Consider the following 14315-nt stretch of genomic DNA (forward strand, 5'->3'; position numbering starts at 1 on the left):
TTGCTTACAACGGCGGTTATTAGACGATTGTCGACAATGTTGATTTATTCTTTGACTAAGTAGGGCTTATTGGCTAGTTTTTGCGGCATTGCTTTTAAAGGTGTCGACAATATGCTGGATCAATCGGAAGCTCCGGTGGTCTCCCCGGAAGAATCCCAGACAATGTCGGAGAATGTCTTTAGGCGTATACAGGCCGCTATCGTCAAAGGCGAGATCGCCCCCGGCAGCAAGATCTCCGAGCCGGAACTGGCGCGCACCTACGGCATCAGCCGCGGCCCGTTGCGTGAGGCGATCCACCGTCTCGAAGGCCAGCGCCTGCTGGTGCGCGTGCCCCATGTGGGCGCTCGCGTGGTGTCGTTGAGCCACGCGGAATTGATCGAACTCTATGAAATCCGCGAATCCCTCGAAGGCATGGCGTGCCGCCTGGCCGCCGAGCGCATGACCGATGCGGAGATCGAAGAACTGCGCCAAGTGCTGCACACCCACGAACGGGATGCGGCGTTCCAGGCGGGTGTCGGCTATTACCAGCAGGAAGGCGACTTCGACTTTCATTACCGGATCATCCAGGGCGCGGGCAACCGCACCTTGACCCAAATGCTCTGCGGCGAGCTGTACCAGTTGGTGCGTATGTACCGCATCCAGTTCTCCGCAACCCCCAATCGTCCACGCCAGGCCTTTGCCGAGCATCACCGTATTCTTGACGCGATCGCCGATCGCGACGGTGAACTGGCCGAGTTGTTGATGCGTCGTCACATCGGCGCCTCCAAACGCAATATCGCCCGCCACTTCCCAGGCGGTGCTCCCCAGACAGCCACTCAGCGAGGTGAGTCATGAGTTCCAATAACAACCGCACTCCAGGCCAGCGTTTCCGTGACGCGGTCGCCAGCGAACACCCATTGCAGGTGGTCGGCACGATCAATGCCAACCACGCACTGCTGGCCAAGCGCGCCGGTTTCAAGGCGATCTACCTGTCGGGTGGCGGGGTGGCCGCGGGCTCCCTCGGCGTGCCGGACCTGGGCATCACCGGCCTCGATGACGTGCTGACCGACGTGCGCCGCATCACCGACGTGTGCGACCTGCCGCTGCTGGTGGACGTGGACACCGGTTTCGGCTCCTCGGCGTTCAACGTGGCACGCACCGTCAAGTCGATGATCAAGTTCGGCGCCGCTGCCATCCATATCGAAGACCAGGTCGGCGCCAAGCGCTGCGGTCATCGCCCGAACAAAGAAATCGTGTCCCAGCAGGAAATGGTCGACCGCATCAAGGCCGCCGTGGATGCGCGCACCGATGACAGCTTCGTGATCATGGCGCGTACCGATGCGCTGGCCGTCGAAGGCCTGGAATCCGCCCTGGACCGCGCCGCCGCCTGCATCGAGGCCGGCGCCGACATGGTGTTCCCGGAAGCCATCACCGAGCTGGACATGTACAAGCTGTTCGCGTCAAAGGTAAAGGCGCCGATCCTGGCTAACATTACCGAGTTCGGTGCAACCCCGTTGTACACCGTCGATCAACTGAAATCTGCCGATGTTTCCATCGTGCTGTACCCGCTCTCGGCCTTCCGCGCCATGAACAAGGCCGCCGAAAACGTCTACACCGCGATCCGTCGCGACGGCACCCAACAGAACGTGATCGACACCATGCAAACCCGCATGGAGCTTTACGATCGCATCGACTACCACACCTTCGAGCAGAAGCTCGACGCGCTGTTCGCCGCCAAGAAGTACCGAACGCGCCTCCCGGATAACTACAAAATTGGAGAGTAACCATGGCTGAAGCAAAAGTACTGAGCGGCGCTGGCCTGCGTGGCCAGGTGGCCGGGCAGACCGCACTGTCCACCGTGGGCCAGGCCGGTGCCGGCCTGACCTATCGCGGCTACGACGTGCGCGAACTGGCCGCTGATGCGCAGTTCGAAGAAGTCGCCTACCTGCTGCTGTACGGCGAATTGCCGACCAAGACCGAACTGGCTGCCTACAGCGCCAAGCTGAGCAAGCTGCGTGACCTGCCCCAGGCGCTCAAGGAAGTGCTCGAGCGCATCCCGGCCGACGCCCACCCGATGGACGTGATGCGTACCGGTTGCTCGTTCCTCGGCAATCTCGAGCCGGAGCAGGACTTCAGCGTACAGCGCGATGTCACCGACCGTCTGCTCGCTGCCTTCCCGGCGATCATGTGCTACTGGTACCGCTTCAGCCATGACGGCAAACGCATCGACTGCGTGACCGACGAACCTTCCATCGGCGGTCACTTCCTGCACCTGCTGCACGGCAAGACGCCGAGCGAGTTGCACGTCAAAGTGATGAACGTGTCGCTGATCCTGTACGCCGAGCACGAATTCAACGCGTCGACCTTTACCGCGCGTGTCTGCGCGTCGACCCTGTCTGACTTGTATTCGTGCATCACCGCCGCCATCGGCTCGCTGCGCGGCCCGTTGCACGGCGGCGCCAACGAAGCGGCGATGGAAATGATCGAGCGCTTCTTGTCGGCCGAGGACGCCGTCGACGGCACCCTCGCCATGCTGGCGCGCAAGGACAAGATCATGGGCTTCGGTCACGCGATCTACAAAGACAGCGACCCGCGCAATGAGGTCATCAAGGGCTGGTCGAAACTGCTCGCCGAAGAAGTGGACGACAAAGTGTTGTTCCCGGTCTCCGAAGCCATCGACAAGGTCATGTGGGAGCAGAAGAAGTTGTTCCCCAACGCCGACTTCTACCATGCCTCGGCGTACCACTTCATGGGCATCCCGACCAAGCTGTTCACCCCGATCTTCGTGTGCTCGCGCCTCACCGGCTGGGCCGCGCATGTGTTCGAACAGCGCGCCAACAACCGCATCATCCGTCCAAGCGCTGAGTACATCGGCGTCGAACAGCGCAAGTTCGTGCCAATCGAACGTCGCTGAAGGCCGACGATTCCAGGATTGAAATGAGGTCAAAAGGTGGGAGGGGGCAAGCCCCCTCCCACATTTGAATCGCATTTCAAATCTGGATCAGTGGGTTCCTTTTGTAATCACCGTGACCGAGTCCTGACGATGAACACTGAATTTCGCAAATCGCTCCCCGGCAGCCGCCTCGATTACTTCGACGCCCGCGCGGCTGTCGATGCAATCACCCCCGGCGCCTACGCCACCTTGCCTTACACCTCCCGCGTACTCGCGGAAAACCTGGTGCGTCGTTGCGACCCGGCCACCCTCAACGCTTCCCTGAGCCAACTGATCGAGCGCAAGCGCGACCTCGACTTCCCTTGGTTCCCGGCGCGGGTGGTGTGCCATGACATCCTCGGCCAGACCGCCCTGGTCGACCTCGCCGGCCTGCGCGATGCCATCGCCCTGCAAGGCGGCGACCCGGCCCAGGTCAACCCGGTGGTGCCGACCCAACTGATCGTCGACCACTCCCTGGCCGTCGAAGCCGGTGGTTTCGACCCGGACGCGTTCGAGAAAAACCGCGCTATCGAAGACCGCCGCAACGAAGACCGCTTCCACTTTATCGAGTGGACCAAAAAAGCCTTCAAGAACGTCGACGTGATCCCGCCGGGCAACGGCATCATGCACCAGATCAACCTGGAGAAAATGTCTCCGGTGATCCAGGTGCGTGACGGCGTGGCCTTCCCCGACACCTGCGTCGGCACCGACAGCCACACCCCGCACGTGGATGCCCTCGGCGTGATCGCCATCGGCGTCGGCGGCCTCGAAGCCGAGAGCGTGATGCTCGGCCGCGCTTCGTGGATGCGCCTGCCGGAAAGCGTCGGCGTGGAGCTGACGGGCAAGCTGCAACCCGGCATCACCGCCACCGACATGGTGCTGGCGCTGACCGAGTTCCTGCGTCAACAGAAAGTGGTGGGCGCATGGCTCGAGTTCTTCGGCGAAGGTGCATCGGCACTGACCCTGGGCGACCGCGCGACCATCTCCAACATGGCCCCGGAATACGGCGCCACCGCGGCGATGTTCTACATCGACCCGCAGACCATCGCCTACCTGAAACTCACTGGCCGTGAAGACGCACAAGTCGCCCTGGTCGAGCAATACGCACGCCAGACCGGCCTGTGGGCCGACGACCTCAAGGGCGCGAAATACGAGCGCGGCTTGACCTTCGACCTGTCCAGCGTCGTGCGCAACATGGCCGGCCCGAGCAACCCGCACGCCCGTGTCGCCACCAGCGACCTCGCCGCCAAAGGCATCTCCGGCCAGTGGGAAGAAGTACCGGGGCAAATGCCCGACGGTGCGGTCATCATTGCCGCGATCACCAGTTGCACCAACACCAGTAACCCGCGCAACGTGATCGCCGCCGGCCTCCTGGCGCGCAACGCCAACAAGCTGGGGCTGAGCCGCAAGCCGTGGGTCAAGTCGTCCCTGGCGCCCGGTTCGAAAACCGTGGCCATGTACCTCGAAGAAGCCGGCCTTGGGCACGAACTGGAAAAACTCGGTTTCGGTGTGGTGGCCTTCGCCTGCACCACCTGCAACGGTATGTCCGGTGCGCTCGACCCGGTGATCCAGCAAGAGATCATTGACCGCGACTTGTACGCCACCGCCGTGTTGTCGGGTAACCGCAACTTCGACGGGCGTATCCACCCGTATGCCAAGCAAGCGTTCCTGGCTTCGCCGCCGCTGGTGGTGGCCTATGCGATTGCCGGTACCATCCGTTTCGACATCGAGAAGGACGTACTGGGCCTCGACGCCAACGGCAAGGAAATCCGTCTGAAAGACATCTGGCCGAGCGACGAAGAAATCGACGCGGTGGTCAAGGCGTCGGTCAAGCCGGAGCAGTTCCGCAAAGTGTATATCCCGATGTTCGCGATCCACGAAGACACCGGCCCGAAAGTCGCGCCGCTGTATGAGTGGCGCCCGCAAAGCACCTATATCCGCCGTCCGCCGTACTGGGAAGGCGCGCTGGCCGGTGCGCGGCCGCTCAAGGGCATGCGCCCGCTGGCAGTGCTGCCGGACAACATCACCACCGACCACCTGTCGCCGTCCAACGCGATCATGCTCGACAGCGCCGCCGGCGAATACCTGGCGAAAATGGGCCTGCCGGAAGTCGACTTCAACTCCTACGCGACCCACCGCGGCGACCACCTGACCGCGCAACGCGCCACCTTCGCCAACCCGAAACTGTTCAACGAAATGGTCGTCGAGAACGGCAAGGTCAAGCAGGGTTCCCTGGCGCGCATCGAGCCGGAAGGCAAGGTCACGCGCATGTGGGAAGCCATCGAAACCTACATGGAGCGCAAGCAGCCGCTGATCATCATCGCCGGCGCCGACTACGGTCAGGGTTCGTCCCGCGACTGGGCGGCCAAGGGCGTGCGCCTGGCGGGTGTGGAAGCGATTGCCGCCGAAGGTTTCGAACGCATTCACCGCACCAACCTGGTGGGCATGGGCGTGTTGCCGCTGGAGTTCCTGCCGGGCACCGACCGTCACACGTTGAAGATCGACGGCAGCGAAACCTATGACGTGGTCGGCGAACGCACCCCGCGCGCGCAGTTGACCCTGGTGATCAACCGCAAGAATGGCGAACGTGTCGAAGTGCCGGTGACCTGCCGCCTGGACACCGCCGAAGAAGTGTCGATCTACGAGGCGGGCGGCGTGTTGCAACGTTTTGCCCAGGACTTCCTGGAATCGGCGGCGACCGCCTGAAGAGGATAACCATGTCACACGTACCGCAAATCAAGATCCCCGCCACCTACATGCGTGGCGGCACCAGCAAGGGTGTGTTTTTCAGCGTCCAGGACCTGCCCGAGTCGGCGCAGGTCCCGGGGGCCGCACGCGATGCCCTGCTGTTGCGGGTGATCGGCAGCCCCGATCCCTATGACAAGCAGATCGACGGCATGGGCGGCGCCACGTCGAGCACCAGCAAAACCGTGATCCTGGCCAAGAGCAGCCGCGCCGAGCATGACGTGGACTACCTGTTCGGCCAGGTCGCCATCGACAAACCGTTCGTCGACTGGAGCGGCAACTGCGGCAACCTGTCGGCGGCGGTGGGTTCCTTCGCCATCAGCGCGGGCCTGGTCGACCCGGCCCGCGTGCCCCGCAACGGCGTGGCCGTGGTACGGATCTGGCAGGCCAATATCGGCAAGACCATCATCGCCCACGTACCGATCACCGACGGCGCGGTGCAGGAAACCGGCGACTTCGAACTGGACGGCGTGACCTTCCCGGCCGCTGAAGTGCAGTTGGAGTTCCTGGACCCGGCCGCTGAAGAAGAGGGCGGCGGCGGTTCGATGTTCCCCACCGGCAACCTGATCGATGACCTGGAGGTGCCGGGCGTCGGCACCTTCAAGGCCACGCTGATCAACGCGGGTATCCCGACGATCTTCATCAACGCGCAAGATCTGGGCTATACCGGTACCGAGCTGCAAGGCGCAATCAACGGCGACCCGAAAGCCCTGGCGATGTTCGAGACGGTGCGGGCCTATGGCGCGTTGCGCATGGGCCTGATCAAGCATCTGGACGAGGCCGCCCAGCGTCAGCACACGCCAAAGGTGGCCTTCGTGGCACCGCCTGCGGACTACGTGGCTTCCAGCGGCAAGGCGATCAAGGCCGGCGATATCGACCTGCTGGTGCGTGCCTTGTCCATGGGCAAGTTGCACCACGCGATGATGGGCACCGCAGCGGTGGCGATCGGCACGGCTGCGGCGATTTCCGGGACCTTGGTCAACCTCGCGGCGGGCGGCGTAGAACGCAACGCGGTGCGCTTCGGGCATCCGTCCGGCACCTTGCGGGTCGGCGCTGAAGCCACCCAGGTCAACGGCGAATGGGTGGTGAAGAAGGCCATCATGAGCCGTAGCGCGCGGGTGTTGATGGAAGGCTTTGTACGCGTCCCAGGCGACGCGTTCTAAGGCTCGATACACATCCAATGTGGGAGGGGGCTTGCCCCCGATAGCGGTGTACCAGTCGACACATTCATTGACTGACCCGCCGTCATCGGGGGCAAGCCCCCTCCCACAAGGGATCTCTATTCCAAGGCAGGCATCGAAGATCTGCTTCCAGTAACCGTGAGCCCGAGGACTGACCCCCCACCCACTTTGGAGAACAGCCATGAGCGCCAACGTCGACCAGAACACCCGCCCCGACTACGACCAGGTTTTGCAGGACATCGCTGACTACGTCCTCAACTACCGGATCGACTCCCCAGCCGCGCTGGACACTGCGCGCAACTGCCTGATGGACACCCTCGGTTGCGGCCTGCTGGCGCTGCGGTTCCCGGAATGCACCAAGCACCTGGGGCCGCTGGTCGAGGGCACGGTGGTGCCGTTCGGCGCGCGGGTGCCGGGCACGTCGTTCCGGCTCGACCCGGTCAAGGCCGCCTGGGACATTGGCTGCATCGTGCGCTGGCTCGACTACAACGACACCTGGCTCGCCGCCGAATGGGGCCACCCCTCGGATAACCTCGGCGGCATCCTCGCCGTGGCCGATCACCTCTCGCAACGACGCGTGGCCAATGGCGACGCGCCGCTGACCGTGCGCGCAGTGCTGGAGGCGATGATCATGGCCCACGAGATCCAGGGTGTGATTGCCCTGGAAAACTCCTTCAACCGTGTCGGCCTTGACCATGTGCTGCTGGTGAAAGTCGCCTCGACGGCGGTCACCGCCAAGCTGATGGGCGCCAACCGCGAGCAACTGCTGTCGGCGCTGTCCCACGCCTTTGTCGACGGTCAGGCATTGCGCACCTATCGGCACGCACCGAATGCCGGTTCGCGCAAATCCTGGGCGGCGGGCGATGCCTCCAGTCGCGGTGTGCGGCTGGCAGACATCGCGCTGCGCGGCGAGATGGGTATTCCAGGGGTGTTGAGCGCGCCGCAATGGGGCTTCTACGACGTGCTGTTCAGCCACACCAACAAGGACCTGGCGCTCAAGCCCGAAGACAAGCGCACCTTCAGCCTGTCCCAACCCTACGGCACCTATGTGATGGAAAACGTGCTGTTCAAGATCAGCTTTCCCGCCGAGTTCCACGCGCAAACCGCCTGCGAAGCTGCGGTGACCTTGCACCCGCAGGTTGTCGATCGCCTGCACGACATCGAACGCATCGTGATCACCACCCATGAGTCGGCGATTCGGATCATTTCCAAGGTCGGCCCATTGGCCAATGCGGCCGACCGCGATCACTGCCTGCAATACATGACCGCCGTGCCGCTGGCCTTCGGCACGCTGGTGGCCGAGCAGTACGAAGATGAGTTCCACGCTGCGCACCCGATCATCGACGAGCTGCGCGAAAAGATGGTGATCGTCGAAGAGCCCCGCTACAGCCGCGAATACCTGGAGGCGGACAAACGTTCCATCGCCAACGCGGTGCAGGTGTTCTTCAACGATGGCACCCACACCGAGCAGGTCGCGGTGGAGTACCCGATTGGGCATCGTCGGCGCCGGGTGGACGGTATTCCGTTGCTGGAAGACAAGTTCAAGGCCAACCTGGCGACGCGCTTTACGGCCCAGCGCAGTGCCGAGATTTTTGCGTTGTGCAAGGATCAGGCGCGGCTTGAAGCCACGCCGGTGAATCGCTTTGTGGATTTATGGGTGATATGACCGCGCCGTGGTTGCGCACGCTCGCGAAGGGCAGGTTTTGACACAGACATACTTTGCGATTGATGCGTCCTACATCTTCGGAACCGTTTTCAGATAGAAGCCAATCAGGTGTCAGATGCCCTGCAGGCGCGGGTCATCTGGCAAGCGATGCTTGTGGATCAAACACCTGAATCTGAAAAGGCCCTTTTATGAATAGCGTAAACAATCGCCCGCCAATGCCCAACACCGTCGGCTATGACATGTCGCCGAACGCCAGGCTCCGTCGCGCCGACGAGAGCCTCAGAGTACCTGACAGTCCTCTGGCCAAGGCGTCGTCTGCGGCAAAAAACGCGGTACCCGCTCATCTGGAACACCTCTCTGGCCAGAACAAACAGTTGGCCGAAAAATATGATCAGATGGTTGCCAAGTTAACGCCGCAAATCATGAAGCTTCAGGAGCAAGTGAACCAGCTTGCGCAGCACCCCAAGGTGAAGGCAGCGTCTGGAAAAGAGGCGGCACCGTCGAACCCCAGTACTCGTGGTGATCCTGCGGCGAAGCAGAACGGCACGTCGCCTGACGCGCGCGGCCGTATGGACAATACACAAGGGGCCGGGCGGGATGCTCCTCCCTCCCTTGAGCGCTTGACTGCCGAAAATAAGCAACTGGGCGATAGGCTCAATAAGTTGGAGTCCGGTTTCAATTCGGTCGTTAAAGGGCTTCAAGACCAGATCGGTGATTTGAGTAAGAGGTTGGGCGCGGATACTCCCCAGACCCGGATGCCTCCCGCAGCGCAGGGGCAGGGTCAGGGGCAGGCCAATCAGGGTGCTTCTTCCGGTCAAGGCAAGCAAGGCGCAGCGCAGGGTCAGGGTCAGGCCAATCAGGGTGCTTCTTCCGGCCAGGGCAAGCAAGGCGCAGCGCAGGGTCAGGGTCAGGGGCAGGCCAATCAGGGTGCTTCTTCCGGTCAAGGCAAGCAAGGTGCGGCGCAGTCCAACGAAAGCAACCCGTCGGCCCGGTCCGATGAATCAAACCAGGCGCCTCGTACCCTCGAGGATCTCGCACGCGACAATGAGCAACTTCGCACACGCATCGACCAGATGATGGCTGAATTTTCCAAGGTGATTTCCGAACTGCAGAAGCAAATCGAGCAGCTGAATAACCAGATCAAAGCGCTGAAGGGTTAAGTTCAGCGATAGAAAAACGGGTCAATGTGGGGCGGTAAGCCCGCACCTGCATCGACCCCGTTCTGCTGAACATTCATTCAAAGCGCAAAATAACCCGACGGTTATGCTTGCTCTTCTTCTCGATCTTCTCGCAAAACACCCGGCCGATTTCTTCGGTGTTGATCACATGGGTGCCGCCGCATGGCTGGATATCGATTCCGGCAATTTCAATTACGCGCACCGAGCCCTGGATCACGGGCGGAGCTACCGCTTGGGTGCGGGTGATCTGCAGCAGGGTTGCGTACTCCGACGCGGGCATCGACAGGGTTTTCACCTGATGAGCCTGTTCGATCAGTGCGTTGATATCGCGGGTGATGCTGTCTTTGTCCAGGGTCATTTCCGGCAGGTCGAAATCCAGTCGCCCTTTGTCGGCGCTGATGCTGCAGCCGGTGACCGGGGCGTCGATGAGCGAACACAGCAGGTGCAGGCAGGTGTGCATTTTCATGTGCTGGTAGCGCCGCTCCCAATCGAGGCTGGCATCCACCTGGACCCCGGCGCTCAACTGCTCGGGACAGTGTTCCACCTGGTGCCAGATGATCGAGCGCTGCACCGGGTCGCGCACCGTGCCGAGGATGTCCACGCGCGTGCCGTCGTCCAGGGTGAAGTGGCCGCTGTCGCCGGGTTGCCCGCCGCCGGTAGGGTAGAACAGCGTGTGCTCCAGGGCGATGCCGTGTTCGCTGACGGCAATCACCCGGGCGCTGAAGGCGTTCTGGTAGGGCGCGCTGTCAAACAGCGCCAGGGTTTCCATGGTATGCACAGACATGTTCAACCTCCGACAATCAATGGGCTGGCTTGCAGCAGGTGACGCACCATTGCGCTCAAGCCAGGGGGGGAGAGCAGGGTGATTTCAAATTCCGGCCCGCAGACTTTCAGGTTCAGCGGCAGACGTGGCAGACGGTCGCCCATTTCGATGTGGCGCAGGCGAAATTGCAGGTGATGGCGTTCTTTCACCGTGGGTTCGAGCATCAGCCCCTGCAACGGGTGAAAGTCGGCGTCCAGCACCGTGACCTTGTGGCTGGCATTGATCTCGCCGACCACGTGCAGGCGCTCATCGAGAGCGAAGGCGCCGAGGTAGCTGCTGTGCTCCGATTCGTCGTTCTTTTGCAATTGGATCTGGTTGACCACCTTGACCTTGGTCCCCGCCGGTACGTCCTGGGTGATCACGCACGCTGGGCTGATGAACACGTTGTCGCCGATCTGCACGTAGCCCAGCACGCGGGCGCCGGAGCCGATCTCGACGTTGTTGCCCAGGCGCGGGTGGCGCTTGCCGTCGGGGTTGTTGGCGATGCCGCGAGCACCGAGGGTCACGCCGCAAAGGATGTAGCAGTCGTTGCCGATCTCGCAGGTTTCACCGATCACCGTGCCGTAGCCATGGTCGAGCACAAAGCGCCGACCGATGCGTGCTGCCGGGTGAATCTCCGCGCCGGAGAGGATCTTGCCCTGGTTGCTGAGCTTGAGGGCAATGCGCGAAAACATCCCGTTGGTCTGGTCGGGAAAATGCCACACCCGGTGCGCCAGCCGGTAGAACAGCACCGCCTTGAACGAGGCATAGGATTCCAGGATCAACTCGCCGCGTCCGCGCGACGCCGGGTCGCGGTAGGCGTAGGCAATCAGGTCCTCGGCCACCGCCTGGGCGGCGCTCTGGACCAATGGCGCCAAGTGCGGCTCCAGCTGCTTCATCTGCGTGGGCGTCAGGGTCTTGATGAGGTGGGTAAGCAATTCATCGTGCAGATGTTGCATGTCGATAAAGCCGCCCATGGAGGCACCCCCGCATTCTGGATGGTTGGATAACCGGTTATTCAAAACTGGGCAGGTAGCTGTCGGCATTGTCGTAGACCATGGTCAACACCACCGTTTCGGGCGGTAACTCCGGGGCGAGCTTGGCGATGGCCACCATATTGGCGGCCGAGGACAGGCCCAGGCTGATGGCATCGGTACGCATGATGCGTTTCATCATGTCGAGGCATTCCACGCGCGACACCTTGAGCATGCCGTCCAGCACGTCCAGGTTGAGGATGCTCGGGATCAAGCCGATCGACAGGCCCTGGATATGGTGGGGGGCGTGCTGGTTTTTCAGCAGGTCGCATTCCTCCGGTTCCACGCCCATCACGCGCAGGGCCGGCCAGGCGGCCTTGAGGGTTTCGCCGATGCCGGTGATATGGCCGCCGGTGCCGATGCCGCTGACGAAGTAATCCACGCGCTGCTCACCGAAGGCGCTGAGGATCTCCGGCGCGGTGGTGTCGCGGTGCGTCTGCGGGTTGGCGCCGTTGCGTTGCTGGTTGAGCATCACGTAGCTGGGGTTTTCCAACTGCAACTCCATGCATTTCTCGCCATGGGAATTGTTGCCGAGGCGGCTGTCCGACAGCACCACCTTGGCGCCATACAGGCGCAGCAGTTTCTGCTTTTCGGGGCTGTAGTTATCCGGGATCACCAGCACCACTTTGTAGCCGAGCACGTTGCCAGCCATCACCAGGCCAATGCCGGTGTTGCCGCCGCTGGGTTCGATAATGGTTTGCCCGGAGTCGCGCATCAGCACGCCGCGACGCTCGGCGTCGAGGATCATGCCCAAGGCGATGCGCGCCTTGTGGCTGCCGCCGGGGTTGAGCGATTCCAGTTTGGCGTAGACCTCGATGCCGAGGTCTTCGGAAAACTGCGCCAGGCGCACGATCGGTGTGTGGCCGATGGCGTCGAGAATTGAGTTATGCAGCATCAGGTCGTTACCCAGGGCCGTGATCAGTACAAAGGCATATCGGGTTCGACGTCGCGAACCCAATGTTTCATGCCGCCTTGCAGAACTTTGGTGTTGGCGAAGCCGGCCGCCAGCAGGGTGCTGGCCGCTTGCTCGGCGCGGGTTCCGGCGTAGCAGATCAGGTAGTGGGTGTTGTCTCGGCTGAGGCTGTCGAGCTGACCGTCCAGTTCGGCGAGGGGGATATGCACCACGCCCGGCAACTTGCAGACCTCCAGTTCGCTGGCGTCGCGCACGTCCAGCAGTACGTCGGCGCTGCTGTGGCGTTCGAGCAGTTGTTTGAGTACCCGCGGCTTGATGTAGCGCTCTTCGGCCAGGCTGGGCTTGCTCGGTGCGGCGTCGGCGCAGACTGTCGGCGCGAGGGGGGCGCTGTGGCGCAGTTCCGAACAGCATGGGCAGTCGGCGCGGCGCTTGAAGCGGATCTCGCTGAATTTCATCGCCAGCGCATCGAAGCGCATCAAGCGGCCGGACAAGGGTTCGCCGATGCCGATCAGCAACTTGATCGCCTCGGTCGCCTGGATCATCCCGACTACCCCCGGCAGCACGCCGATCACTCCGCCAGCGCTGCAATTGGGCGCCAGTTCCGCTGGTGGTGCCTTGGGGAACAGGCAGCGGTAGCAGGGCCCGCCTTTGTAATTGAGCACGCTGATCTGCCCGTCGAAACGGTAGATGGCGCCGAACACCAGGGGTTTGCCCAACTGCACGCAGGCGTCGTTGACCAGGTAGCGCGTGTCGAAATTGTCGGTGCCGTCGATCACCAGGTCGTAGGCGCCGACCAGTTCCAGGGCGTTGTCGGCGGTCAGCGCGGTGTCGTGGGCATTGATCTGGATGTGGCTGTTGAGGTCTTGCAAGCGTTGCTTGGCGGACGCGACCTTGGACATGCCCAGGGTGCTGTTGCCGTGGACGATCTGGCGTTGCAGGTTGCTGCTTTCGACCACATCGAAATCCACCAGCCCCAGGGTGCCGATGCCGGCTGCCGCCAGGTACAGGCTGATGGGCGAGCCCAGGCCGCCGGTGCCGATGATCAGCACCTTGGCTTTTTTCAGGTTCAACTGGCCTTCGCGACCGACGCCGGGCAGGGTGATATGGCGCACGTAACGCTGCACTTCTTCATTGCTCAGGCTGTCGACGTCGATGCCGCCGGAGGTGGCGAGCAACACTTCAATCCTGGCCTTTTCCGGTAGCCGGTCGTCCGCCTCGATCAATGCTTCCTCGGCGGTAAACAGGAAGTGTTCCTTGAGCTGGTTGTTGTTCTCGTGGAACAGGTGCATACGCAACTGCGGGTGGCTGTCGCAGAGGTTTTCAATGACTTCGCGCAATGTCGATCCGGTGCCCTCAAGGGTCGATTCCGGCAGCTTGGCCACGCGAACCAGAATGTCGGGGAAAGAGACAGCGTTCATGGACAACTCCGTGTGCAGGTCGTTGAGGGGTTGAAGGGCGAAATGCTTGCCATCCCAGGCAAACAGCTTCGAGCCCAGGGCCTGGCCCTGGCGAACATCCACCACCAGGTAGCTGACGGGGTAGATCGGCTCGCCCATGAACAGCGCCTTGTCCTGGTCTTCGTCGCTGAAATAGGCACCGACGTCGGGGTGGGAGTGGTAGATCACCACCACCGGGTTGTCGCTGCGAAGTGCCTTGTTCAGCAGCAGCGTGTCGGCCACGGAAAAGGTGTAGCCATTGGCCGCGCTGCGCGGATACATCTCGGGGTTCTTGCGGTGCAGCTCGTTCTGGATATTGCGGCCCAGGTACACGCTGCCGTCGGCGAAGACGAAGCCACAGCATTCCTCGGGGTAGCTGCGGCTGGCGTGGGCATAGATCTGTTCCAGGGCTTCTGGGCGGAGGACGTCCATGTTTCTCTCGCGTTCAA

The 14315-nt window shown here is 62.3% G+C and carries 11 protein-coding genes; 7 read left to right on the top strand and 4 right to left on the bottom strand.

Going from position 1 to position 14315, the window contains the following annotated elements; translation table 11 throughout:
* Positions 1–111: 111 nt before the first annotated feature.
* The 7 genes from INT12_RS03015 (at position 112) to INT12_RS03045 (ending at position 9663) form a co-directional block, all read left to right on the top strand.
* A complete protein-coding gene (locus tag INT12_RS03015) occupies positions 112–834 on the top strand; it encodes a GntR family transcriptional regulator (protein WP_046382415.1) in 723 nt (240 codons plus the stop codon).
* Positions 831–1763, top strand: coding sequence for a methylisocitrate lyase (gene prpB, locus INT12_RS03020; RefSeq protein ID WP_193058756.1), 933 nt, complete (start codon positions 831–833; stop codon positions 1761–1763). The genes INT12_RS03015 and prpB overlap by 4 nt, the downstream gene beginning before the upstream one ends.
* A gap of 2 nt (positions 1764–1765) precedes the next feature.
* Complete coding sequence (prpC, locus tag INT12_RS03025) at positions 1766–2893, top strand: 2-methylcitrate synthase (RefSeq protein ID WP_017848473.1); 1128 nt, start codon at positions 1766–1768, stop codon at positions 2891–2893.
* Positions 2894–3022: 129 nt separating this feature from the next.
* Positions 3023–5617, top strand: coding sequence for a Fe/S-dependent 2-methylisocitrate dehydratase AcnD (gene acnD, locus INT12_RS03030; protein ID WP_046382417.1), 2595 nt, complete (start codon positions 3023–3025; stop codon positions 5615–5617).
* An 11-nt stretch (positions 5618–5628) separates the two neighbouring features.
* Complete coding sequence (gene prpF / locus INT12_RS03035) at positions 5629–6819, top strand: 2-methylaconitate cis-trans isomerase PrpF (protein ID WP_017848471.1); 1191 nt, start codon at positions 5629–5631, stop codon at positions 6817–6819.
* Between the two features lie 199 nt (positions 6820–7018).
* Complete coding sequence (prpD, locus tag INT12_RS03040; RefSeq protein WP_017845196.1) at positions 7019–8503, top strand: 2-methylcitrate dehydratase; 1485 nt, start codon at positions 7019–7021, stop codon at positions 8501–8503.
* Positions 8504–8691: 188 nt separating this feature from the next.
* Positions 8692–9663, top strand: coding sequence for a DUF4200 domain-containing protein (locus INT12_RS03045; protein WP_193039798.1), 972 nt, complete (start codon positions 8692–8694; stop codon positions 9661–9663).
* Between the two features lie 73 nt (positions 9664–9736).
* Here the strand turns inward: INT12_RS03045 and INT12_RS03050 are convergent, their stop codons facing one another.
* Genes INT12_RS03050 through moeB form a run of 4 tightly spaced genes read right to left on the bottom strand, consistent with a single transcriptional unit; the run spans position 9737 to position 14298 of the window.
* Entirely contained in the window at positions 9737–10465 is a 729-nt protein-coding gene (locus INT12_RS03050) for an alanyl-tRNA editing protein (protein WP_104902640.1), read from the bottom strand.
* Positions 10466–10467: 2 nt separating this feature from the next.
* The gene (locus INT12_RS03055) at positions 10468–11460 is read right to left on the bottom strand and encodes a serine O-acetyltransferase (RefSeq protein ID WP_017845199.1); all 993 of its coding nucleotides are present in this window, start codon (positions 11458–11460) and stop codon (positions 10468–10470) included.
* Positions 11461–11497: 37 nt separating this feature from the next.
* Complete coding sequence (locus INT12_RS03060; protein WP_017845200.1) at positions 11498–12412, bottom strand: PLP-dependent cysteine synthase family protein; 915 nt, start codon at positions 12410–12412, stop codon at positions 11498–11500.
* Between the two features lie 23 nt (positions 12413–12435).
* The gene (moeB, locus tag INT12_RS03065; RefSeq protein ID WP_193039799.1) at positions 12436–14298 is read right to left on the bottom strand and encodes a molybdopterin-synthase adenylyltransferase MoeB; all 1863 of its coding nucleotides are present in this window, start codon (positions 14296–14298) and stop codon (positions 12436–12438) included.
* Positions 14299–14315 lie beyond the last annotated feature (17 nt).

It is taken from the genome of Pseudomonas sp. K8, from assembly GCF_014889455.1.
GTDB lineage: Bacteria > Pseudomonadota > Gammaproteobacteria > Pseudomonadales > Pseudomonadaceae > Aquipseudomonas > Aquipseudomonas veronii.